General features: G+C 66.8%; 29 protein-coding genes. 10 read left to right on the top strand and 19 right to left on the bottom strand.

The annotated features are described in order from the left end of the window. Positions 1 to 46: 46 nt before the first annotated feature. Entirely contained in the window at positions 47 to 808 is a 762-nt protein-coding gene (gene hisF / locus QM732_RS00505) for an imidazole glycerol phosphate synthase subunit HisF (protein ID WP_415654259.1), read from the bottom strand. A 114-nt stretch (positions 809 to 922) separates the two neighbouring features. On the opposite strand from hisF, the gene QM732_RS00500 reads away from it, so the two are divergent. Then, on the top strand, positions 923 to 1528 hold the full coding sequence (locus QM732_RS00500; protein ID WP_415654258.1) for a CHRD domain-containing protein: 606 nt from the start codon (positions 923 to 925) through the stop codon (positions 1526 to 1528). A gap of 7 nt (positions 1529 to 1535) precedes the next feature. On the opposite strand, the gene hisA is transcribed toward QM732_RS00500, so the two are convergent. The 12 genes from hisA to QM732_RS00440 form a co-directional block, all read right to left on the bottom strand. Continuing rightward, a complete protein-coding gene (hisA, locus tag QM732_RS00495; protein ID WP_415654257.1) occupies positions 1536 to 2282 on the bottom strand; it encodes a 1-(5-phosphoribosyl)-5-[(5-phosphoribosylamino)methylideneamino]imidazole-4-carboxamide isomerase in 747 nt (248 codons plus the stop codon). Between the two features lie 66 nt (positions 2283 to 2348). Then, positions 2349 to 2996: an imidazole glycerol phosphate synthase subunit HisH gene (hisH, locus tag QM732_RS00490; RefSeq protein ID WP_415654256.1), complete on the bottom strand. Its 648-nt coding sequence runs from the start codon at positions 2994 to 2996 to the stop codon at positions 2349 to 2351. Next, on the bottom strand, positions 2993 to 3601 hold the full coding sequence (hisB, locus tag QM732_RS00485; RefSeq protein WP_415654255.1) for an imidazoleglycerol-phosphate dehydratase HisB: 609 nt from the start codon (positions 3599 to 3601) through the stop codon (positions 2993 to 2995). Before hisB ends, hisH begins: the two co-directional genes overlap by 4 nt. Further along, positions 3598 to 4677 carry a histidinol-phosphate transaminase gene (hisC, locus tag QM732_RS00480; RefSeq protein ID WP_415654254.1) on the bottom strand — a complete coding sequence of 360 codons (1080 nt, stop codon included), beginning with the start codon at positions 4675 to 4677 and terminating at the stop codon, positions 3598 to 3600. The genes hisB and hisC overlap by 4 nt, the downstream gene beginning before the upstream one ends. Further along, entirely contained in the window at positions 4674 to 5105 is a 432-nt protein-coding gene (locus tag QM732_RS00475; protein WP_415654253.1) for a PIN domain-containing protein, read from the bottom strand. The genes hisC and QM732_RS00475 overlap by 4 nt, the downstream gene beginning before the upstream one ends. Continuing rightward, entirely contained in the window at positions 5102 to 5320 is a 219-nt protein-coding gene (locus QM732_RS00470) for a CopG family transcriptional regulator (protein WP_415654252.1), read from the bottom strand. The genes QM732_RS00475 and QM732_RS00470 overlap by 4 nt, the downstream gene beginning before the upstream one ends. 55 nt (positions 5321 to 5375) lie before the next feature. After that, positions 5376 to 6224: a substrate-binding periplasmic protein gene (locus QM732_RS00465; RefSeq protein WP_415654251.1), complete on the bottom strand. Its 849-nt coding sequence runs from the start codon at positions 6222 to 6224 to the stop codon at positions 5376 to 5378. 39 nt (positions 6225 to 6263) lie between these two features. Then, a complete protein-coding gene (gene hisD / locus QM732_RS00460; protein ID WP_415654250.1) occupies positions 6264 to 7571 on the bottom strand; it encodes a histidinol dehydrogenase in 1308 nt (435 codons plus the stop codon). Next, positions 7568 to 8227, bottom strand: coding sequence for an ATP phosphoribosyltransferase (hisG, locus tag QM732_RS00455; protein ID WP_415654249.1), 660 nt, complete (start codon positions 8225 to 8227; stop codon positions 7568 to 7570). The genes hisD and hisG overlap by 4 nt, the downstream gene beginning before the upstream one ends. Beyond that, the gene (locus QM732_RS00450) at positions 8224 to 8463 is read right to left on the bottom strand and encodes a BolA family protein (protein ID WP_415654248.1); all 240 of its coding nucleotides are present in this window, start codon (positions 8461 to 8463) and stop codon (positions 8224 to 8226) included. Before QM732_RS00450 ends, hisG begins: the two co-directional genes overlap by 4 nt. A 132-nt stretch (positions 8464 to 8595) precedes the next feature. Further along, complete coding sequence (locus QM732_RS00445) at positions 8596 to 9351, bottom strand: ABC transporter permease (protein ID WP_415654247.1); 756 nt, start codon at positions 9349 to 9351, stop codon at positions 8596 to 8598. Continuing rightward, positions 9348 to 10271 carry an ABC transporter ATP-binding protein gene (locus tag QM732_RS00440; RefSeq protein WP_415654246.1) on the bottom strand — a complete coding sequence of 308 codons (924 nt, stop codon included), beginning with the start codon at positions 10269 to 10271 and terminating at the stop codon, positions 9348 to 9350. The genes QM732_RS00445 and QM732_RS00440 overlap by 4 nt, the downstream gene beginning before the upstream one ends. A 172-nt stretch (positions 10272 to 10443) precedes the next feature. Here QM732_RS00440 and QM732_RS00435 point away from each other — a divergent pair, with 172 nt between their 5' ends. The 5 genes from QM732_RS00435 to QM732_RS00415 all read left to right on the top strand — a co-directional run bounded on the left by QM732_RS00435 (position 10444) and on the right by QM732_RS00415 (position 13322). Further along, entirely contained in the window at positions 10444 to 11106 is a 663-nt protein-coding gene (locus tag QM732_RS00435; RefSeq protein WP_415654245.1) for a TetR/AcrR family transcriptional regulator, read from the top strand. A gap of 13 nt (positions 11107 to 11119) precedes the next feature. Then, positions 11120 to 11893: a hypothetical protein gene (locus QM732_RS00430; RefSeq protein ID WP_415654244.1), complete on the top strand. Its 774-nt coding sequence runs from the start codon at positions 11120 to 11122 to the stop codon at positions 11891 to 11893. 185 nt (positions 11894 to 12078) lie between these two features. After that, a complete protein-coding gene (locus tag QM732_RS00425) occupies positions 12079 to 12423 on the top strand; it encodes a hypothetical protein (RefSeq protein ID WP_415654243.1) in 345 nt (114 codons plus the stop codon). 108 nt (positions 12424 to 12531) lie between these two features. Then, entirely contained in the window at positions 12532 to 12885 is a 354-nt protein-coding gene (locus QM732_RS00420; RefSeq protein WP_415654242.1) for a hypothetical protein, read from the top strand. An 83-nt stretch (positions 12886 to 12968) separates the two neighbouring features. Further along, a complete protein-coding gene (locus QM732_RS00415) occupies positions 12969 to 13322 on the top strand; it encodes a hypothetical protein (protein WP_415654241.1) in 354 nt (117 codons plus the stop codon). Between the two features lie 13 nt (positions 13323 to 13335). On the opposite strand, the gene QM732_RS00410 is transcribed toward QM732_RS00415, so the two are convergent. Continuing rightward, the gene (locus QM732_RS00410; RefSeq protein ID WP_415654240.1) at positions 13336 to 14769 is read right to left on the bottom strand and encodes a wax ester/triacylglycerol synthase family O-acyltransferase; all 1434 of its coding nucleotides are present in this window, start codon (positions 14767 to 14769) and stop codon (positions 13336 to 13338) included. A 106-nt stretch (positions 14770 to 14875) separates the two neighbouring features. On the opposite strand from QM732_RS00410, the gene QM732_RS00405 reads away from it, so the two are divergent. Then, complete coding sequence (locus tag QM732_RS00405) at positions 14876 to 15127, top strand: acyl-CoA-binding protein (RefSeq protein ID WP_415654239.1); 252 nt, start codon at positions 14876 to 14878, stop codon at positions 15125 to 15127. Between the two features lie 49 nt (positions 15128 to 15176). Here QM732_RS00405 and QM732_RS00400 read toward each other — a convergent pair whose 3' ends face one another. Then, on the bottom strand, positions 15177 to 15503 hold the full coding sequence (locus QM732_RS00400; protein ID WP_415654238.1) for a polyhydroxyalkanoic acid system family protein: 327 nt from the start codon (positions 15501 to 15503) through the stop codon (positions 15177 to 15179). Between the two features lie 107 nt (positions 15504 to 15610). Between QM732_RS00400 and QM732_RS00395 the strand changes: the two genes are divergently transcribed. From QM732_RS00395 to QM732_RS00385, 3 genes are read left to right on the top strand one after another with little or no spacing between them, the layout of a single operon-like run. Continuing rightward, the gene (locus QM732_RS00395) at positions 15611 to 16378 is read left to right on the top strand and encodes a tetratricopeptide repeat protein (RefSeq protein ID WP_415654237.1); all 768 of its coding nucleotides are present in this window, start codon (positions 15611 to 15613) and stop codon (positions 16376 to 16378) included. 2 nt (positions 16379 to 16380) lie between these two features. Further along, a complete protein-coding gene (locus QM732_RS00390) occupies positions 16381 to 17343 on the top strand; it encodes an aldo/keto reductase (protein ID WP_415654236.1) in 963 nt (320 codons plus the stop codon). 18 nt (positions 17344 to 17361) lie between these two features. After that, positions 17362 to 17571: a hypothetical protein gene (locus QM732_RS00385; protein ID WP_415654235.1), complete on the top strand. Its 210-nt coding sequence runs from the start codon at positions 17362 to 17364 to the stop codon at positions 17569 to 17571. 13 nt (positions 17572 to 17584) lie between these two features. On the opposite strand, the gene QM732_RS00380 is transcribed toward QM732_RS00385, so the two are convergent. The 4 genes from QM732_RS00380 to QM732_RS00365 are packed head-to-tail and all read right to left on the bottom strand — an operon-like array spanning position 17585 to position 21937. Next, complete coding sequence (locus QM732_RS00380; protein ID WP_415654234.1) at positions 17585 to 18124, bottom strand: GNAT family N-acetyltransferase; 540 nt, start codon at positions 18122 to 18124, stop codon at positions 17585 to 17587. Further along, the gene (locus QM732_RS00375; protein WP_415654233.1) at positions 18090 to 19145 is read right to left on the bottom strand and encodes an aminopeptidase; all 1056 of its coding nucleotides are present in this window, start codon (positions 19143 to 19145) and stop codon (positions 18090 to 18092) included. Before QM732_RS00375 ends, QM732_RS00380 begins: the two co-directional genes overlap by 35 nt. Continuing rightward, positions 19142 to 21151, bottom strand: a complete 2010-nt coding sequence (locus tag QM732_RS00370; protein WP_415654232.1) for a molybdopterin-containing oxidoreductase family protein — start codon at positions 21149 to 21151, stop codon at positions 19142 to 19144. Before QM732_RS00370 ends, QM732_RS00375 begins: the two co-directional genes overlap by 4 nt. A gap of 54 nt (positions 21152 to 21205) precedes the next feature. After that, entirely contained in the window at positions 21206 to 21937 is a 732-nt protein-coding gene (locus QM732_RS00365) for an SDR family oxidoreductase (RefSeq protein ID WP_415654231.1), read from the bottom strand. Between the last annotated feature and the right edge of the window lie 84 nt (positions 21938 to 22021).

Raw genomic sequence — 22021 nt, 5'->3', positions numbered from 1 at the left:
GCGTTGCGTCGAGAGATGGACGAACGCACTTGTTCAACGCCGGGCTTCATGTTCTGACTGGAATGCCGCGTGCGGCCATCAAGGCCTTGGCCTCGCCCACGGTGTGCTGGCCGAAGTGAAAGATGCTGGCGGCCAGCACCGCGTCGGCGCCGCCGATCGTGATGCCGTCGGCCAGGTCTTCCAGCGAGCCGACTCCACCGGAGGCTATGACGGGCACCGGCACGGCATCACTCACGGCACGCGTCAGCTCCAGATCGAAACCACTCTTGGTGCCGTCGCGGTCCATGCTGGTCAGCAAGATCTCGCCCGCGCCGAACTCGGCCATCTTCTTCGCCCACTCGACTGCATCCAGGCCCACGTTCTTGCGACCGCCATGCGTGTACACGTCCCAACCCGAGCCGCCGTCGCGCCGCTTGGCGTCGATGGCAACAACGATGCACTGCGCACCGTAGCGATCGCTGGCCGCACGGATCAGTTCGGGGTCGGCCACGGCGGCTGAGTTGAATGACACCTTGTCGGCGCCGGCATTCAGCAGCCTCCGCACATCGGCCACCGAACGAACGCCGCCACCCACCGTCAGCGGAATGAAGACCTGGGCCGCCACGGCCTCGATGATGTGCAGGATGAGATCGCGGCCATCGCTGGTAGCCGTGATGTCAAGGAAGGTCAGCTCGTCCGCGCCCTGCTCGTTGTAGCGGGCTGCGATGTCCACCGGGTCGCCTGCATCGCGCAGGCCGACGAAGTTGACACCCTTCACCACGCGGCCGGCGGTGACGTCGAGGCAGGGAATGATGCGTTTGGCGAGCATGGAGGCGGCTGACGGGAGCGAAGCCCGAATTATTCCCTCGATGGTTAGGGGCTTCGCGGGAGCTCCGAACAGATGCCAAATCCGCAGGCTTCGTCAATGACACAGGAGACTTGCATGCCTCGCGTCGCCCTTTTCGCCCTGAGCACCCTCGCGCTCGCGCTGGCCCTGCCCGTGGCGGCCCACGACACGGTCTACGTGGGCACCCTGGCCGGCAGCAAGGAGGCGCCCGCCAACGCCTCCCCCGGCACGGGCAGCGTGGTCATCACGTTCAACGACCACGACAGCACCATGCGCGTGCAGTTCGACTATGCGGGCCTGATCGGCACATCGACGGCCGCCCATATCCACTGCTGCACCGTCGCGGCAGAAACCGGCACAGCCGGCGTCGCAACCACTACGCCGACCTTCACCGGCATGGTGCTCGGCCTGACCTCGGGCAGCTATGACCACACCTTCGACATGACCCTGGCGAGCAGCTACAACCCGGCCTTCCTGAACAACGCCTCCACCTACAACGGGAACACGGCGCTGGCATTTGCTGGCCTGATGGATGGCATCGCCAACGGCAAGGCCTATCTGAACGTGCACAGCAACGCCTTCCCAGGGGGCGAGATCCGAACCTTCCTCCAGCTGGCACCGGTACCCGAGCCCGGGACCTATGCGCTAATGCTGAGCGGCCTGGGCGTGCTGGCCATGGCGGCGCGGCGCCGCCAAGGCTGACGCGGCGTCAGCCCGCCGCCATCAACTCGTCGGCGCGCGCCTGGGCTGCACCGAAGTCCAGCGCGCCGGTGTAGATGGAGCGGCCACAGATGACGCCCTCGACGCCTTCGCCAAAGACCGCACACAGGCGTTCGATGTCGGCAATGTCCGAAAGGCCGCCCGACGCGATGACGGGGATGGTCAGCGCCTGGGCCAACTTGACGGTGGCCTCGATGTTGATGCCGGTCAGCATGCCGTCGCGGCCGATGTCCGTGTAGATGATGCCTTCGACGCCGTAGTCCTGGAACTTCTGGCCCATGTCGATGACTTCATGGCCTGTCAGCTTGCTCCAGCCGTCGGTGGCGACCTTGCCGTCCTTGGCATCCAGGCCCACGATGATGTGGCCACCGAAGGCGCTGCAGGCGTCCTTCAGAAAGCCGGGGTTCTTGACCGCGGCAGTGCCGATGATGACGTAGGACAGTCCATCGTCCAGGTAGCGCTCGATGGTGTCGAGGTCGCGGATGCCGCCACCGAGCTGGATGGGGATCTCGTCGCCCACCTCTTTGATGATGGCCTTGATGGCGGGCTCGTTGACCGGCTTGCCCGCGAAGGCACCGTTCAGGTCCACCAGGTGCAGTCGCCGCGCGCCGGCATCCACCCAGCGGCGCGCCATCGCGGCAGGATCTTCGCCGAAGGTGGTGGAGTCGTTCATGTCGCCTTGCTTGAGGCGGACGCAGCGACCGTCTTTCAGGTCGATGGCAGGGATCAGCAGCATGGCCTAGGGCTGAGCGGAAGGGTGGAAAGGCGGCGGGTCGAGAACGTGCGGATCGGCGCGTGCCGATCAGGGCTTCCAGTGCAGGAAGTTGCGGTACAGGGCAAGGCCCAGCGCGGCACTTTTCTCGGGATGGAATTGGGTCGCGAAAATGTTATCCCGCGCCACCGCACAGGTAAAGCGCAGACCGTAGTCGGTCTCGCCTGCGCTGTGCTCGGGCTCGGCCGTCGTCGCATAGAAGCTGTGCACGAAGTAGAACCAGCTCTCGTCCGGAATGCCGTTCCACACCGGGTGTGCACGCTGCTGGTGCACACGGTTCCAGCCCATCTGCGGCACCTTGAAACGGCTGCCGTCCTCCTGCAGCCGGCCCTCCAGCCGGAAGCGCTGCACGCGCCCAGGGATGAGGCCAAGGCCGGGCGTGTCCTGCTCCTCGCTGTGGTCCAGCAGCATCTGCATGCCGACGCAGACGCCCAGCAGTGGCTTGGCGGCTGCGGCCTCCAGCACGGCCTCCTTCACACCAGAGTCGGCCAGCTCACGCATGCAGTCGCGCATCGCGCCCTGGCCCGGCAGCACGACGCGCTCGGCAGCCCGCACGACCTCGGGGTCGCTGGTGATGGCCACGTCGAAACCCTGGCCTTCAGCAGCATGGATGACAGCTTGCGACACCGAGCGCAGGTTGCCCATTCCGTAGTCGACGACGGCGACCGTTCTTGTCACAGCGAGCCCTTGGTCGAGGGAATCACGCCGGCCGAGCGCGGATCCGCCGTCGTGGCCATGCGCAACGCGCGGCCAAAGGCCTTGAACATGGTCTCGGCCTGGTGGTGGGCGTTGTGGCCCTTGAGGTTGTCGATGTGGACAGTGGCCAGCGCATGGTTGACGAAGCCCTGGAAAAACTCGAAGGTCAGCTGGGTATCGAATGCACCGATGCTTCCGGCAGTGAACTTGACGTCCATGTGCAGGCCCGGGCGGCCGGAAAGGTCGATGACGACGCGCGACAGCGCCTCGTCCAGCGGCACGTAGCTGTGGCCGTAGCGCGTCAGGCCGGCCTTGTCACCAACGGCCTTGGCCACGGCCAGGCCCAGCGTGATGCCGACGTCTTCCACGGTGTGATGGCCGTCGATGTGCAGGTCGCCCTCGCAGTGGATGTCCAGGTCGATCAGGCCGTGTCGGGCGATCTGGTCCAGCATGTGGTCGAAGAAACCGATGCCCGTTTGCAGCCTGGACTGGCCCGTGCCATCGAGATTGATGCGCACGGTGATGCGGGTCTCACGGGTGTTGCGGGTGACTTCGGCAACTCGGGAGGTGACAGGGAGGGTGCTCATAGACAGCTCGGGAGTTCGGCCAGCAGGCGGGTGTTTTCGTCGGGCGTTCCGACGGTGAGGCGCACACAGTTCGCGAGCAGCGGGTGCATGGCCGAAACGTTCTTGATCAGCACGCCACGGGCCTTGAGCGCCGCAAAGGTGGCGGCAGCGTCCTGCACCCTGGCGAGGATCATATTGCCCTGGCTGGGCCAGGGGTCGATGCCAGGCAAGGCCTGCAAGGCCGCGAACAGCTCCTCGCGCTGCTGACGCAGCTCGGCAGCCTGGGCTGCGTAGACCTCGGCATGCTCCAGCGCGAACAGCGCGGCCTCGGCGTTCAGCACGCTGATGTTGTAGGGCGGGCGCAGCTTCTCGACCTGGTCCACCAGTTCGCGGACGCCCAGCAAATAGCCGATGCGCACGCCGGCCAGGCCGAACTTGCTCATGGTGCGCATGACGAGCACGTTCTTGCGGCGCGCCATCAACGCGAGGCTGTCGGAACTGGCGAATGGCTGGTAGGCCTCGTCCATGATGACCAGCCCGGGCGCAGCCTCCGCAATGCGCTCGATGACGGCTGCATCCCATAGCGTGCCAGTAGGGTTGTTGGGATAGGCCAGGTAGATCAATGCCGGCCGGTGCTCGCGAACGGCGGCCAACATGGCGGCTTCGTCAAGCTGGAAGTCGTCGGCACGCAGCGGCACACCCACAAAGGCCAGCCGCTGCTGGCGCGCCAGTGCCTCGTACATGACGAAGCCAGGCACGGGCGCCAGCACCGTGGCACCTGGCTGCGCCACAGCCAGGGTCAGCAGGCCGATGAGCTCATCCGAACCGTTTCCCAGCGTGACGCCGACCTCGTCACCCACGCCGGCATGACGGGCCAGCGCCCGGGCCAGTTCGGCGGTGCGCTCGGCCGGATAGCGATTCAGTGCCAGTGCGCCGAGGCGCTCTCCCAGCGCATGCTGCAGTTCAGCCGGCAGCCGGTAGGGGTTCTCCATCGCATCCAGCTTCAGCAGGCCGGCACTGGGCTGCACGACGTAGGCGTGGGCCGCGCGCACGTCGGAGCGGATCTGAGCAAGAGCTTGGTCGAGTGCAGCGGTCATGGCGCGATGACGAGGGGGTTGATCACCTGCACGCTGTCGTAGACGGCGTCATGAGGCAGGGCCAGGCTGAGCAGGCGGGCACAGCCCTGCGCCTTGGCGCTTGCAACAACGAGGGCATCGGCGAACGGGAGGCCGAAGCGGCTTTCCAGCGACCACGCGGATTCGACGGTGGCCTGGTCAGCAGCCCAGGGACGCCAGTGCTGGTAGCGACGTACCTCGGCGCGCACGTCGCCCTGCGGCATGGGCGGGCTTACCCGCTGCGTAGCGAGCAGGTAGAAGTCGTTCAGCACCTGGACGGAGACGCGACCAGTGCGCGCAGCCCACAGCTCGCGCAGCCAGGCCAGCACCCGTTCGCGCTCGGGCGGTCGGGCACCGTCCTCGCTGAACAGCAGCACCGAGGTGTCGACAAAGACTGGGGCGGCGCTCACAGCGCACCCCGACCTGGATAGGGCTGGCCGTCAGACGACCAGGAGCGCTCACGATGCAGCCAGTCCTGCAATGCGCGCTCGTAGGCGTCGTCGTGCTGCATCTTCTCGGCCAGCAACTCGCCAAGCAAGCGTGAGACGCTGGTGTTGCGTCGCGCGGCCTCCAGCCGGGCCCATTCGGCCACGGCGTCATCCATGGACACGGTGACGTTCTTCATGCCCGGCAGAGTAACACGAAGTTCGTGAAACACGAACTTCGTGTCGCAACAACCCTCAGGGCCGGTACCAGAGTTCAGACTTGTCCAAAGGCGTCAGCGGCGGCAGCAGCGGGTTGTGCAATCTGATGATGCGGCGGCTGCCAAGCCGGGAGCGGGCCAGGTCCTGGGCGTGGTGCTGTGCAAAGAGGCGCTCGAAGGCGCCGCTGGAAAGCAGGCGCCGCAGGCCCAGTTCGATGGCGGCCGCCAACTCGACCTCGTCGGGCGCGACGAAGTAGTAGACAGGGGCCGGATAGTGCAGGCAGATATCGGGCACGACGGCCAGTCCCTGGCCGTAGCGATCCAGCTCCCACCAGACTTCCTCCACGGAGCGCGGAAAGGCGTCGACCCGTCCCAGGCGCAGTTGCCGGAACATCGCCTCGTAGCCAGGCGACACCACCACGTTCAGGCCGTTGCCCTGCAGGATGCCGGTATCGGGCCACTCCAGTCCCTGAACCAGAGAGAACGTGCGCAACTCGTCGAGGGTCCGCACCCCGCGCATGCGCGCTGCGACCTCGGGCAAGGCCAGAAGCAACCGCCAGCCGTACAAGCCCTTGAAGATGGGCACCCGGACGGGCAGCGCCTGCTGCTCGCGCTCGATCGAGGTCATGGTCCAGAGCACGTCCAGCCGTGCGCGCTGGCCCAGCTCCTGCAACGCGCGATTCTGCGGGATCAGCTCGGCAGTGGGCTCCAGCGTGACCGGCATTCCAGCCGCCGCCAGCGCCTGCTCCAGCAACACGGCCGCATAGCTGCGCGTCAGCGCGGCCTTGGCCGATACCTGCGGAATGCGCAAGCGGCGCGGATCCGCATGGGCGGTCAGCGGGACCGCGGCCGTGCAGAGGAGCAGTTCACGACGACGCAGCGGCATGGCGCCAGCGTAGCCGAAGCAGCGGCGCGGCTCACGCGCCTACCGCAGCCGCAACTCCGCGGCACGCGCATGGGCCTGCAGGCCTTCGCCGTGCGCCAGCTCGCTCGCGATGCGGCCCAGTCCCTGCGCGCCTTGCGCACTGACCTCGATAAGGCTGCTGCGCTTCTGGAAATCGTAGACGCCCAGTGGCGATGAGAAGCGCGCGGTGCCGGCCGTGGGCAACACATGGTTGGGCCCGGCGCAGTAGTCGCCCAGGCTCTCGCTGGTGTAGGCGCCCATGAAGATGGCGCCGGCATGGCGCAGCAGTGGCTCCCAGCGCTGCGGCTGGACGGCGCTGATCTCCAGGTGCTCAGGGGCGATGCGATTGCTGATCTCGCAGGCCTCTTCCATCGAGCGCGTCAGTATCAATGCGCCGCGACCTTCCAACGAGGCCCGGATGACGGCCTCGCGCGGCAGCGAGGGCAACAGCTTCTCCATGCTGGCGCGCACGGCGTCGAGATAGGCTGCATCGGGGCTGAGAAGGATGCTCTGCGCCAGTTCGTCGTGCTCGGCCTGGCTGAAAAGGTCCATGGCCACCCAGTCCGGCGGTGTCGTGCCGTCGGCGATGACGAGAATCTCGCTCGGGCCGGCGATCATGTCGATGCCCACCTGCCCGAAGACGTGCTTCTTGGCCGAGGCAACATAGGCATTGCCCGGGCCGGTGATCTTGTCGACGCGCGGGATGGTGGCCGTGCCGTAGGCCAGCGCGGCTACGGCCTGCGCGCCGCCCACGGTGAACACGCGGTGCACGCCGGCCACGGCGGCGGCGGCCAGCACCAGAGGGTTGCGGTGACCGTCGGGCGTGGGCACGACCATGACGATTTCCTGCACCCCGGCGACATGGGCCGGGATGGCGTTCATCAGCACGCTACTGGGATAGGCGGCCTTGCCGCCGGGCACGTACAGGCCCACGCGGTCCAGCGGCGTGACCTTCTGGCCAAGCAGGTTGCCGTCTTCGTCGCGATAGCTCCAGCTCAGGCCGCAGGCCTGCAGCTGGCGCTCATGGTAGGTGCGCACGCGCTGCGCGGCAGCCTGCAGCGCCGCTGCCTGAGCCGGCGTGATGGCGGCCAGTGCGGCCTGGAGCTCGGCGGCCGTGATCTCCAGCGCGGCGACGCTGTCCGCCTTCAGGCGGTCGAAGCGGGCTGTGTAGTCCAGCACGGCGGCGTCGCCACGGGCCTGCACATCGGCCAGGATCTCCGCCACGCGACCCTCGATGGCCGCGTCCGTCTCCGCCGACCAATGCCGCAGGCGCTCGAACTCGTCATCGAAGTCGGCGGCGGCAGTCGAGAGTTGGCGAATCAGCTTCATGCGGAAACGGCTTCAGAGAAGGCGTCGATGAGAGGACGGAGGGCGTCGCGCTTCAACTTGAGCGCGGCCTGGTTGACGACCAGGCGCGACGAGATGTCCATGATCTGCTCCACTTCCACGAGCTTGTTGGCGCGCAGCGTGCCGCCGGTGGAGACGAGGTCCACGATGGCCTCGGCCAGGCCGGTCAGCGGAGCCAGTTCCATGGAGCCGTAGAGCTTGATAAGGTCTACATGCACGCCCTTGTCGGCGAAGTGCTGGCGGGCGATCTCTGTGTACTTGGTGGCAACGCGGATGCGCGAGCCCTGTTTCACGGCCGCGGCATAGTCGAAGTCGGCGCGCGTGGCCACGCTCATGCGGCAGCGCGCAATCTTCAGGTCCAGTGGCTGATAGAGGCCGTGCGAGCCCCCCTGCGCCAGCGCCTGCTCATGCAGCACGTCGCGGCCGGCCACACCCAGGTCGGCGCCTCCGTACTGCACGTAGGTGGGCACGTCGCTGGCGCGCACCAGCACCACGCGCACGCCATCGCGGTTGGTCGGCAGGATGAGCTTGCGCGAGGTCTCCGGGTCCTCCAGCACCTCGATGCCTGCCGCGCGCAGCAGCGGCAGCGTCTCCTCAAAGATGCGGCCTTTCGACAGCGCGAGAGTGAGGCCGCTCATTGCTGCCACTCCTCAGGCGTCAGCGTCTTCATCGACAGCGCGTGGATCTCCTCGCGCATGCGCTCTCCCAGCGCCGCGTAGACACGCTGGTGGCGCTTGATGCGCGTAAGGCCCGTGAACTCCGCCGACACGATGGTGGCAAAGAAATGGCGGCCGTCGCCCTCGACTTCCAGATGCGCACAGGGCAGGCCTGCGGCAATGAAATCGCGCACTTGTTGCGGAGTCGGGTCGGCCATCACGGGTCCTCGGTGGAAACCCGGGATTTTAGGGAGGGTTGGCGCGACGCCCTTCGGCGCTGCGCAAAACCTCCTTCGGCGAGGAGCTGCGTTGCACCCAAGGGCAGCGCAACGCTCCTTCTCACTGAGTACTCAGGAACGGATCTTGTAGCCGCTCTTCAGCAGCGACAGCGCCAGGGTGGCCGTAGCGACGAAGCTGCATCCCACGACGCCTAGGCTCAGCCACGGTGACACGTCGCTGATGCCGAAGAATCCTCGCCGAAAACCGTCAATCATGTAGAAGAACGGGTTCAGGTGGCTGATGCCCTGCCAGAAGCCGGGCAGCGAGTGCACCGAATAGAACACGCCCGACAGGAAGGTCATGGGCATCACGATGAAGTTCTGGAAGGCCGCCAACTGATCGAACTTCTCGGCCCACAAGCCCGCGATCAGGCCCAGCGTGCCCATCAGACCGGCGCCCAACACCGTGAAGGCCAGCACCCAAAGAATGTTGTCGAGCCCCGGCGGCGCAAACCAGGCGGTGACCAGCAGCACCCCGGTACCCACGGCCAGGCCGCGCACGATGGCCGCACCGACATAGGCGACGAACCAGGCCAGCGGCGACAGTGGCGTCAGCAGCAGGAACACCAGGTTGCCGGTGATCTTGCTCTGGATGAGACTGGACGAGCTGTTCGCGAAGGCGTTCTGCAACACGCTCATCATCACGAGGCCCGGGATAAGGAACTGCGTGTAGCCGACGGTGTCGTAGACCCTTACGTGGTCTTCCAGCGTGTGGCCGAAGACCAGCAGGTACATGACGGCCGTCAGCACCGGCGCCGCGACGGTCTGGAAGGCGACCTTCCAGAAGCGCAGCACTTCCTTCTTGAACAGGGTGGAGGCGCCGTTCATGCGTGCTCTCCATGCATGATCTCCAGGAACACATCCTCGAGGTCGGCACGGCCGATCTCCAAGTCTTCAACGGGCACGCCAACCTTCCTCAGCTCCGCCAACGTGGATTCGACTTCGGCGGCGTCATGCGCCGTCACCTGCACGATGCGACCCGTCACGCGCGCACGAGCGGCGATGTCTGGCGGCAACTGCGCGTCGGTCTTGAATCGCAGCATGGTCGACGCCGTGCCGGCCAACAGCTGCGAGGTGCGATCCAGCGCGACGATGCGGCCCTGCTTCAGCATGCCGATGCGCTGACAAAGCGCCTCGGCCTCCTCGAGGTAGTGCGTCGTCAACAGCACCGTGTGGCCCTCCTTGTTGAGGCGGGCGATGAATTGCCACAGCGTCTGGCGCAGTTCCACGTCCACACCGGCCGTCGGCTCGTCCAGCACGATCACGGGGGGGCGATGCACCAGGGCCTGGGCCACCAGCACGCGACGCTTCATGCCACCCGAAAGCTGGCGCATGTTGGCATTGGCCTTGTCGGCCAGGCCAAGATTGGAGAGCAGCTCGTCGATCCAGTCGTCATTGCCATGCACGCCGAAATAGCCGCTCTGGATACGCAGCGTCTCACGCACGCTGAAGAAGGGGTCGAACACCAGCTCTTGCGGCACCACGCCCAGGGCCTTGCGGGCGGCGGCGTAGTCGTCGACGACATCGTGGCCCATCACGCGCACGCGGCCTTCGGTCGCCCTGGCCAGGCCGGCCAGGACGCTGATCAGCGTCGTCTTGCCGGCGCCATTGGGGCCAAGCAGGCCGAAGAACTCACCCGGGTGAATGTCGAACGTCACGCCGTCCAGCGCCTTCAACTGCCCTCCCCGGTAGGTTTTCTTGACGTTCTCGAACGAGATGGCGGGGGGCGATGAGGTCGGACTCGGCATAAGCTTGCGATTCTAAAAGTCGGCCTCTCCTGCGCGCAGATCACTGCCAGAATGGCCTGATGACCTGTGCGCCCCTACGCTCATTGCATTCGCCGCCGCCCCAAGGATCGCGCAGCGGCCACCGCGTGAACCATGAGATGCATCGGTCGCTCCGGACGGCCGCGCGCTCCTGATGCCCACGCCCAAACGCCCACGCCGCACCGCCGAGCGCATCCTGGAGATCACGCTGGATCTCTTCAACCGCTTCGGCGAGCCCAACGTGTCGACGACGCTGATCTCGGCCGAACTCAAGATCAGTCCGGGCAATCTGTATTACCACTATCCGGCCAAGGACGAGTTGGTCAACGCCTTGTTTGGCCGTTACGAGGCGGAGCTCGGTGAGTTGCTGGCCGCGGCAGACAACGTGCGCAACGTGGAGGACGCCTGGCTGTTCTTCCATATGCTCTTCGAGCTGATCTGGAGGCACCGCTTCCTCTATCGCGACCTGAACGACCTGCTGTTCAAGAACCGCCGCCTCGAAACCCATTTCCAGAGCCTGCTCGCTGCCAAGGAGCAGGCGATGCGCAACGTGCTGTCGGGCCTGCACCTGGGCGGCGCACTGAAGATGGAGCTGCGCGAAGCGGCACCGACAGCCAATGCAATGGTGGTGGTGGTGAGCTACTGGCTGAGCTACGAGTACGTGCGCGACCCGCGCCATGCGCTGGAGCCCGAACGCGCCGGCAGCGCCTTGATGCGCGGGGCCTTCCATGCGCTGAGCCTGCTGCTACCCTACCTCGAACCTGCCTCCAAGGACCACCTCTTCAAGCTCGCCGGTCAATACCAATCACAACCCTGAAGGAGACATCGCGATGGCCAAGTGGACCGCCTTTCCCTACGACAACAGCGCCTTTGTCTACACGCCGGCCACGCTGAAGAAGCACTGGGCCCGGCTGCACGCCGGCGACGCCGAGCCCTTCCCCAAGGACGCCGATGTCCAGCAGGCCTGGATCCACTTCCACGCTGGTGACTTCCAGGCAGCCTATGACGCAGGCCTCGCCGCCGGCGGCGCCGGCCTCACGGTGGCCAACAAGGCCCAGGGTATCTACGCCAACTACCTCGAGAAAAAGGAGAAGGTGAAGCTGGAGATGTTCCTGGAGATCGCCGAGCGCGCGGAAGGCCAGCAGGCCGAGGAACCCGAGAACGCCAATGCCTGGTACTGGCAGGCCTACGCGCTGGGCCGCTACGGCCAGGGCATCAGTGTCGCCAAGGCACTGGCGCAGGGCTTGGGCGCCAAGGTCAAGAACGCACTGGAGACCACCATCACGCTGGCTCCCAAACATGCCGACGCCCACATCGCCCTCGGCGCCTTCCACGCCGAGGTCATCGACAAGGTCGGCAAGCTGCTGGGGCGCACCCAGGGTGCCGACACGGCCACCGGACTGAAGATGTTCGAGCAGGCCCTGAAACTCAACCCGAGCAGCGCCATCGCCATGATCGAGCGTGCGAACGGCCTCGTCATGCTGGAAGGCGACAAGCGCATGAAGGAGGCCGAGAAGCTGTACGCCGACGCAGCGGCCTGCGAAGCCCGGGACGCGATGGAGCTGCTCGACATCGAGTTGGCCAAGGAAGAACTCGAGGAGTGAGCTGACGCAAGCAGCGTGCTGCCGGCGATGCCCGCCCCATGCGAGGAAGCGGGCATATTTCACGGCCGCGCGCTCGATTCGTGAATTACGTCACGACCCGACCTCCCGCGCCCTCGGGGGTGCCAGTCCAGGCGTCGCGGCGTAAGCTCCGCACCCATCACTCACCCCCCAAACGAGACAGCGCCATGAAGTTCCTGATCCCCGCAATTGCAGCCTTCACCGCTTTCGCAGCCCAGGCCGCCAACAACGCCACGCCCGAGCAAGCCGAGTTGCGCGCCGAGTGCGCCAAGAGCTACAGCGACACCAGCAGCATCTCGACTCCCGTCGCCGCGAACGAATACCAGTTCGTGTACGCCAACGGCAAGTACAAGGGCGAAGCCCGGCCCGGAAAGCTGCTGGCCTGCACCGAGCAACAGTACGCCGCCTACCTGGACAAGGCCGACCCGGCGAAGGTGATGGCGGCATACCCGACGGCCGCAGGCCGGCCGACCGTCAAGGGCAAGAAGAAGGCCGAGGCTGCCGGCTCCTGATACGGGACCATCTGTTAGCAAACGCAAGGCGCTCCTCGGAGCGCCTTTGTTTTTTCCGGCATGGTCGCCTAATCTTTCGACTCAGCGCAATTGCGCAGGAGGCCAGCCATGCTGAAGTCATTCACCCTTGCATTCGTCCTGGGCAGTGCCAGCGCCTTCGCGGCTGACAGCCCTGACACGCCGATGGACAAGGCCCGGACTGAGTTGCGCACCGCCTGCGCCCAGAGCCACGCCAGCTTCAGCGCCCACTACCCGGCCGGCAACACGCCGGAGTACCGCGGCGAAAAGTACCCCGGCGACAGCAAGTACTACCCCGACGCGAAGCCCTGCACCGAGGAACAACTGGCCGCCTACCTGGACAAGGCCGACCCGGCCCTGGTCATGCGCGCCTACCCCAGCGCGGCCGGTCGGCCGCAGCCCAGGAAGCCAGCGACCAACGCCTCCACGCCGGGCTCATCCTGATCGCAACCCTCGTCCCACGGCGCGTGCATTCGCGGCCGGCCAGGCGCAGTCTGGCGCATGCCCCAGCCGTAAGGAGGTCAGCCATGAGAGCTACAGCAACCGCAATTGCCGCTCTGCTCACCACCCTACCTGCATTCGCCGCCAACACGCCGGCCGACCATGCCCAGGCAACGTTGCGCGACGGCTGCTCGCAGAGCTACGCCAGCCACAGCGCCTACTACCCACCCGGCAGCCCAGGCCCCGCCTTCGGCGGCGAGCGCTACAAGGGCGACAACCGCTACTACAACGACGCCAAGCCCTGCGACGAGGCGCAGTACGCGATCTATCTTGAGAAGGCCGACCCGGCGACGGTCGCAATGGCCTACCCTTCCGCCGCCGGCAGGCCTCGGATGAAGAAGGCTGCTGCCGGCACGACGGGTCCCGTCAAGCCGAAGTAGGCCTGGTAGGCGCTCAGGCCGCGTCCCGCTCCCAAGGCAGCATCAGCGACAGCATCAGCAGCTTTTCGAACTCGGGGGCGAAGTTGGCGATGATGGTCTCTGGATCGGGGCACAGGCCGGTATCGGTGATGAGGCCGAACTGCACGCGGCCGGCGTAGGTCAGGATGCTGACCCCCATGCCGATGTCGCCGGACTGCGGCACCCAGAACATCACCTTCTCGACCGTCGAGCCGCAGAACTTCAGTGCCTGAGCCGGGCCGGGCACGTTGGTCATGACGGCCGTCGCCTTCTTCGCGAAGATGTTCAGCATCGCATGCTGGACCGGCTTGATCAGCAGGCCAGCCACCGACAACAGGCCGAAGGCCATCACGGGCTGGAAGCTGCCCTTGAGCTCGCTCATGCGCGCACGCACGGCGAACAGCCGCTCGACGGGGTTGGCGATGCCGATGGGCAGCACCAGCGGCACGAGGCCGAAGCGGTTGCCAAGCTGCCAGGCCTGCTCCAACGGGCGCAGGTTGACCGGCACCATGGCGCGGATCTCCTTGCCTGCCGGATCTTCGCCCTTGTCCGCCAGGTACTTGCCAATTGCCCCGGCCGCGCAGGCCAGCAGCACGTCGTTGATGGACGCTCCCAGTGCCTTGCCGACCGCCTTGACCTCATCCAGCGCAAGGCTGTCGTCCCAGGCCACCGTCTTGCCCACGCCGGGCTTGCCCTTGAGCCGGGTCGCCGAGTCGTCCGGCATCAGCGCAAACGCTGCCACGTCGGACACAGCCTGGTAGCCAAGGCGGGCCATCTCCAGCGACGAGTCCATCGGCGTGCCACCACTCAGGGCCAGGTTCATCCCCTTGGCGACGCCCTTGCCGGTCATGCCAATGGCCTTGACCGTCATGTTGCTCATGGGCCGCAGGAACGCGTCCAGCAGCCAGTCCGTCTCCTGCGGCTCCTCCGCCTCAGGCTTGGGGGCACGGTGGGGAGGCGCCTTGCCGCCGTCGGTGATGGACAGCATGACGGCGATCAGCGCGATCCCGTCGGCGATGCAGTGGTGGATGCGAGCGATCAGCGCACTGGTGCCGTCGCCCATGTCCTCGATGAGCTGGAACTGCCACAGCGGGTGCGCTGGGTCCAGCGGCTGCGTGCACAGCTCGCCGACGCGTTGGCGCAGCACCTCGTCGCGGCTCTGGCCTCGCAGCGGGAGCGGCACCTCGGCGACGACGTGGCGGGCAATGTCGAAGTCCTTGTCGACCACCCATTGCGCTCCCAGCAGCGCATCCTCGACCACCTTCTGCCGAAAGCGTGGGTACTGCAGCAGCCGCTCGGCCACGCGCGCACGCAGGTCGCTGAGAGAGATGCCTGGTCGGATGGACCAGACCCCGACGATCATCATCAGGTTGGCCTCGGTGTCCATGCGCAGCCAGGCCGTATCCACCTTGGACATGCGTTCGCTCATCTGGCCCACTGCGTCTCCTCGCGAGTTGTTCTTCGGGGCCTAAACTCGGCGGCCCGTCGACCGATTGTCACCAGATCGACGCCACTGATTCAGCCTGGAGAAACCCGTGAGCCTGAAAGACCAATTCGAAGCTGCCATCGCCGACTCGAAGAACCTGCCCGAGCGGCCCGACAACATGACGCTGCTGAAGATCTACGCTCTCTACAAGCAGGGCAGCAGCGGCGACGTGCAGGACAAGCGCCCCGGCTTCACGGACATGGTCGGCCGCGCCAAATGGGACGCATGGAACGAGCTCAAGGGCACCAGCACCGACGACGCGATGCAGCAGTATGTCGATCTCATCGATTCCCTGAAATAAGCCGCAGGCCGCGCTCGCGGCCGCGCCATGGAACCGGCCGGCCGCGTGGTCAGGCCGGTTTCTTTTTGTCCGGCGGCTTTTTGCTGCTCGCGGCGAGCAGGGAGTCCAGTTCCTTCTTGATCTCGTCCTCGATGGTCTTCTTGAAGGCACCGAGCAAGAAGCCCAGCTGGGCTACCAGCTCGAAGTGGTCGGGCGCCACGATCAGCTCGCCACTGACGCCTGGGCGAGTGAATTCGACGGTATCGCTGGTCTCGCCTTCAAGCACCGTGCACTCCATGTCGAACTTCTCCTCGACCTGCTCAGCCCACTTCCAGGCAATATCCCTGGCCTTCTTGAGGCCCAGCGCGTGGTCCCGGTGGATGCGGATCTCGGCCATCTGCGGCTCTCCTTGTCTCGTGGCCTGCACTCTACCGCTGCCACCCGGTTTGCACGCATACTGCCGCGCCGGAAAGCGGGCCGACGAGCCCGCCCCAGGGAGGAACCATGCGCCTTGTCGAACCCGACCCGCACCGCCTCGAACCGCTCGGCGAGGGGCTGCGGCATTTCCGCGCCGCCGACCCCGACCATGAGCAGGCCGTCTACTGGTTCCGCGTTGCCGCCGATTCGGGCGACGCCGAAGGCTTGGCGATGTTCGCTGTCTGCCAGCTCGAGGGCCTGGGCCTGCCCTGCGACCCCGTACAGGCGCGCGAGCGTCTGGAGCGCGCTTGTGCCGAAGGAAGCCTGACAGCCAAGTTCCACCTCGGCCGGGCCCTCGTCGCCGGCTGGGGAGGCGACCCCGATGCCCCGCGCGGCATCGCCCTCTACACCGCTGCCGCGACGCTGGGCCACGCCGACGCAACCTTCAACCTGGCCAGCTGCCTGGAGGCCGGCTGGGGCTGCCAACCCGACCGCATCGCCGCCAAGGCCTTGTACCTGCGCGCCCGCACCCTGGGCAGCGCACTGAAGGCGCAGGGCCTGCGCATTCGCCAGCGCGAGCTGGACGCCGTACGCGAACTCGCACGACGCCTGCAGCAGGGCAGCGAACTCGCCTCCCTCATCGAGGAACGCCAGCACGAGCTCCTGCTGATGCACGAGCTCGCCCACCAACCGAGCCGCAGGCCCCTGCTGAGCCCAAGGCAGCGCCGCCGGCTGCTGCATGCTGCCAGTGTCACGGCCATCATCGCGGGCCTCGCTGCGGCACTCGCCGGACTGCTCGGCTGGCGCAGCCCCCATCCGCTGGCGCATGATGCCGGCCCAAGCTCCATCGCCTGAACATGACCCGAACCCTGCCCCTGAACGCCCACCTGATCGATGTCGGCCCTCTCGTCTACGGCTGCATGGCCCTCGGCGGCGACTGGGGCGGCGCTCCCGTCACCGAGACCGACATTGCCCATGCCCATGCCGCTGTCGAAGCAGCGCTGGACATCGGCGTCAAGCTCTTCGACCACGCCGACATCTACCGCCGCGGCAAGGCCGAGGCCGTGTTCGGCGAACTGCTCAAGCGGGACCCGGGCCTGCGTGCCAGGGTGCGACTGCAGAGCAAATGCGGCATCCGCTTCGCCGACGAGGCCAACGTCGGCCGCTACGACCTCAGCGCAGACCACATCGAACACAGCGTCGACGGCATCCTGCGGCGCCTGGCCGTCGAGCACATCGATATCCTGCTGCTGCACCGCCCCGACGCGCTGATGGAGCCGGCCGAAGTGGCCCGCGCCTTCGGGCGCCTCAAGGCGGCCGGCAAGGTCGGGCACCTGGGCGTATCCAACATGCACGCCGGCCAGATGCGCTGGCTGCAAACGGCGCTGAGCGAGCCCCTTGTCGTCAACCAGCTGGAGCTCAGCCTGGCCAAGCTGGACGCCATTGACGCGGGCACCACGTTCAACGATCCACAGGTTGGCTCAAGGCCGGGCAGCATCGCCTGGGCCGGTACGCTGGAGTACGCGCAGCAACACGGCATGCAGCTGCAGGCCTGGGGCTCGCTGGCACAGGGGCGGTTCAACGACCCGGCGGCGTCGGCTGCGGCCCAGGTCGTCCACGAGATCGCCGAGACGCACCGAACGACGAGTAACGCCGTGCTGCTGGCCTGGCTGCTGCGGCACCCGGCAGGGATTCAGCCGGTCATCGGCAGTGGCAATGCCGAGCGCATCCGCGCGTGCGCTGATGCAACCCGGCTCCAGCTGAGCCGGGATGAGTGGTATCGCCTGTATGTGACGGCGCGAGGGCAGGCGCTGCCCTGAACCGCCCGGACGCCTGACATGCTTCGACACCTTGCCATCGCAGTCATGGCCTTGGTGGGCGATGCGGCATGGCCTCGACCCGTGATCTGTATCGCCATCGCAGCCGCATTGCTCGCCATCGTGTACTTGCTGGCACTGCCCGTCGAGCTGCCCGAATGGCCGATCTACACAGTGCTCGGTACCGCCGCCGCGATAGGTTTCATCTGGGACCGCTACTCCAGGCCCTAGTCGCGCCGCTGGCTCAGGCCGTCGAGACCTGCACCAACGGCTGCCTCGGGTGCAGCCTGGCCATCGTCACCACGTCCACATACTCTCCGTTGCGCAGCGCATAGGCCTTGAGCCGGCCCTCGGGCGCAAAGCCATGCCGCTCATAGAGGCGGATGGCGCGCTGGTTGTCGTGATAGACCGTCAGCTCGACGCGCAGGACCTGCGCCCAGTTGTCGGCATAGTCCAGCAGCGCGGTCATCAGTGCCTGACCCACGCCCTGGCCTTGGTTTGCCCTGGCAACGGTGATGCCCAGGCCCATCGCATGGCGGCGGCGCACCGATGGGCCGACCGGGTGCAGCCCCGCGAGGCCCACGGGTTTGTCGCCGAGCAGGGCAGCTAGCGCGATCTCGTTGGAGCCGGCTGCCGGCGGATTCATGCCGGCGATGCGCTGCGTCCACATTTCCTCGCTGGCGAAGGGCAACTGCAAAGTACCGCCAAAGACGTCGGGATCGCTGAACTGTTCGGCAATGGCCGCGGCGTCAGCGGCCTTGACGCGGCGCAGGGTCAATGTCATCGGAGCCTCCTTGGCTTCGCAATGTAGCCCGGCGCTCATCGCGTGGCAGCGACTTCAGCCGCTCGACGGCCGCGTGAAACTTCACCCAGTCCCGCCCCCCGCGCTCGAACAGGCGCACGAAGTCCGGCATCAGCTCGTCATAGGCCGACAGGATGGCAAAGCTGGCGTTGTTGGCTCGCTGGAACCAGACTTCATAGCCCGGCGCCTCCTTGGCTGCCCGCTCCCGCAGCTCGGCCATTACGGCAGCCTTGGCCGCGGCACGCGCCTCGACCGGGCCGGCGTAGACGGCCAGCAACCGTTCCCGCCCCTCGCGCGCCAGCGCCAGGAAGCGCGCCCGCCGCGCCCTGCCGGCCTCGAACGTGGCCAGCGCCTGCGGCTGAGGCGCCAGCCACTGGCGAGCGCCCAGCAGCTCAACCGCGCTGGCATAGGCCTCGTTGAATCCGGTGTCGTCGCCGACGTAGACGCGCTGGTGGGCCAGCTCGTGAAAGATCATGGCTGCCAGCTCGCCCTCGGGGTAGCGGATGAAGGTGTTCAGCAGCGGGTCACCGCCGAGCCAGCGGCTCCAGCCCAGCGTCGAGTAGGCCGCAATGGGCTGCACCTGCACCTCCCAGCCTTCGGCCTTCAACGCATCGGCATGGCGATATGCGTCGTCGCGGTCGAACCAGCCCTGATAGCCCGCGCAGCCCATCAGCGGATAGCACCATGTCTTGAGCTGCAAGCCGAACTCGGGCGCGGCGACGATGTTCCAGACCACGGCCGGGCGGCCCAGATCAGCGTAGCGCCGATAGCTGTTGTTGTCCGGCAGCGCCAGGCGCTGGCTCGCAAAGTCGCGCATCTGCTGGGCTAGACGCAGACGCTCGACGAGGTCGACGGACGTCACGGGATCGGCCAGCCAGTCATCCACCGGCTTGGCGGCACGCACGACGCCAAGATGCCCACCAGCGGCCTGCGCCCAGTGCCCCACCGCGCCGCAGCCGGAGAGGGTCAGCAGCGACGCGGACAGCAACAGCCGTTGGATCAAGCGGCCTCGACCTCGACCAGACAGTCGTAGAACGCCGGCGCGTTGCCCATGTCGGTCAGACGCTGGTGCGTCACCTCGTTGACGTTGCTCCCCTGCACGCCCAGCTTGCGCCACCACACACCCAGGCCGTTGACGACACCGGGTCGCGCGCGCGGGCTGACCCTGAGCTTGGCGACATAGCGGCCTCGGTCGTTGAAGGCGGCCACCAGCGTGCCGTCGGCCAGGCCGCGCGCGGCTGCATCGTCGGCGTACATCTCGATGACGGGCTCGCCCTCGATATCGCGCAGGCTCTTCACGTTGACGAAGCTGCTGTTCAGGAAATTGCGCGCCGGCGGCGAGATCATGGCCAATGGATAGCGCGCCGCCAGCTCGGGAGCAGCCTGGGCGCTCTCGTAGTTGGGCACGAAGTCCGCACCCGCTGCCTGGGCGCGGCCGTTGGGCGTGCGAAAACCGCCATTGGCAAACGGCGCATCCGGGATGGGCAAAGGCTGCCAGCCCTGGCTGCGCAGCAGATCCAGATCGATGTCGGGCGTGAAGGCCTGGGCGGCAAGCTCCTCGTCGGTCGCGCTGAAGGCTTTGTCGGTCAGCCCCATCGCCGCGGCCAATTCGCGGAAGATCTGCGTGTTGGTCTTGGCCTCACCCAGCGGCGCTATTGCCGCCTGGTTCATCAGCACGTCTGTGTGGCCGTACGAGGTGTGCACGTCCAGGTGTTCGAGCTGGGTCGTAGCCGGCAGGACGTAGTCGGCGAGGTCGGCCGTGTCGGTCATGAAATGCTCCAACACGACGGTGAACAAGTCCTCGCGCTGGAAGCCCTTGACCACCTTGGGCGACTCCGGCGCCACTGCTACAGGGTTGCTGTTGTAGACGACGACGGCCTCGATCGGCGGGTCGGCCTGCAGCAGCGCATCGCCGATGGTGCTCATGTTGACCATGCGCGGCTGGCGGCCGGCCAGCAAGTCGGGGCGTTCCAGCTCGGGGTTCTTGTAGGGCGCGTTCCAACCCGAGGCGGACAGCAGCGCGCCGCCGCTGGGATGGCGCCATGCGCCGGTCAGGCAGGGCAGCAGCGCGATGAGGCGTACCGCGTTGCCACCTCCCCGCACCCGCTGCAGGCCATAGTTCATGCGGATGGCGGCGGGAGCCTCCATCACATCCCTGTCCGCATAGTCGCGGGCCAGGCCGCGCACCTCGTCGGCCGTGATGCCGCAGGTCTCGGCCACCCGCTCGGGCGGCCAGGCCAGTGCCTTGGCGCGCAGCTCGTCCCAGCCGTCGACGTGGCTCTCGATGTAGTCGCGGTCCAGCCAGTCGTTGCGGATCAGCTCGTGCATCAACCCCAGCGCCAGCGCGCCGTCGGTGCCGGGCAGCACGGCGATGTGCTGGTGGCATTTGTCGGCCGTCTCTGTCCTGCGCGGGTCGATGCAGACCAGCTTGGCGCCTTCGCGCTTGGCCTGGTTGGCATAGGTCCAGAAATGCAGGTTGGACGTGATGCTGTTGCTGCCCCAGATGATGATCAGCTTCGCACCCGCGAAGTGCCGGGTGTGCATGCCCAGCTTGTGGCCATAGGTCAGCGCCAGGCCGGCACCGCCGGCCGAGGCGCAGATGGTGCGGTCCAGCCGGGCAGCGCCCAGCGCGTTCCACAATCGGCCGGCCATGGCTTCACCCTGGATCAGGCCCATGGTGCCGGCATAGCTGTAGGGCTGGATGCACTGCGGGTCCCTGACCGCCTTCAGCCGCGCCGCGATGTCAGCGATGGCATCGGCCCAGCTCACTTGCACGAAGCGCGGTGCCTCGGTCTTCTTGCTAACACGCTTGAGCGGGTGCAGCACCCGCTCGGCGTGATAGGTACGCTCGGCGTAGCGAGACACCTTGGTGCACAACGCGCCATGGGTGTTGGGATGCTCGGCGCGGCCCTGCACCTTGATGACGCGCTCGTTCTCGACGGTGACCTGCAGCGCGCAGGTGTCGGGGCAGTCATGGGGGCAGGCGCCGAAGACGGTACGGGTGGTCATGGCAATGGCGGATCAGGCTGAACCGCGATTGTCGCCACCCGCCGCCGGCTCTGCTCACAGCTGGCTCATGCCCCCATCGACGATGATCTCGCTGCCGACGATGAAGGCCGACTCCGGCGCGCTGAGATGCAGCACGGTCGCGGCGATCTCCTCTGGCGCACCGAAGCGGCCCAGCGGCACCTGGCTCTGGATCTGCGCGGCCACCTGCGTCAGCGTGTCGGCGTCGAAACCCAGCTTGCCATACAGCGGCGTCGTCACCGGACCAGGACTGATGACGTTGACGCGGGCGCCTTGCGGCAGCAGTTCGGCCGACACCGTCTTGGCCAGAGAGATCAGCGCGGCCTTGCTGGCGGCGTAGACGGCCGAGTTGGGCATGCCGATGTGCGCATTGATGGAGCCGTTCAGCACGATGGATGCGCCCCGGGCCAACACCGGGCGCAGCGCCTGGATCAGGAAGAAGGCACCCCTGACATTGGTTGCGAAGGTACGGTCCCAGAGATCCTCACTGACGTCGGCCAGTGAGGCGAACTCGGCGATGCCAGCGTTGATGAAGACGGCGTCGAGCTTGCGCCCAGCCGCGGCGAGATGGGCACCGAGGGCGCGGGAGCCGTGCACGTCGGCGGCGTCCAGCGGCATCAGCTCGAAGCCTTGGGCGTCCTGCGTCTTACCCGGGCGGGCGGTGATGATGACGTGTGCGCCTTCGGCCGCGAAGGCACGGGCGGCGGCCAGGCCGATGCCGGAGGTGCCGCCGGTGACGAGGACGGTCTTGTTCATGAAGCGGGTCATGGTGTTTCCTTTCAAGGGTTTGAAGCGGCGGTGTTGCCGTGGACTCGATACTCGGCCCGCCCCCCTTTTTGACGTCCGGCCGCA

Origin of the sequence: Roseateles sp. (assembly GCF_047654805.1) — a bacterium.
In the GTDB taxonomy this organism is placed as follows: domain Bacteria; phylum Pseudomonadota; class Gammaproteobacteria; order Burkholderiales; family Burkholderiaceae_C; genus Pelomonas.
This window is presented reverse-complemented; position numbering and strand designations above follow the sequence as displayed.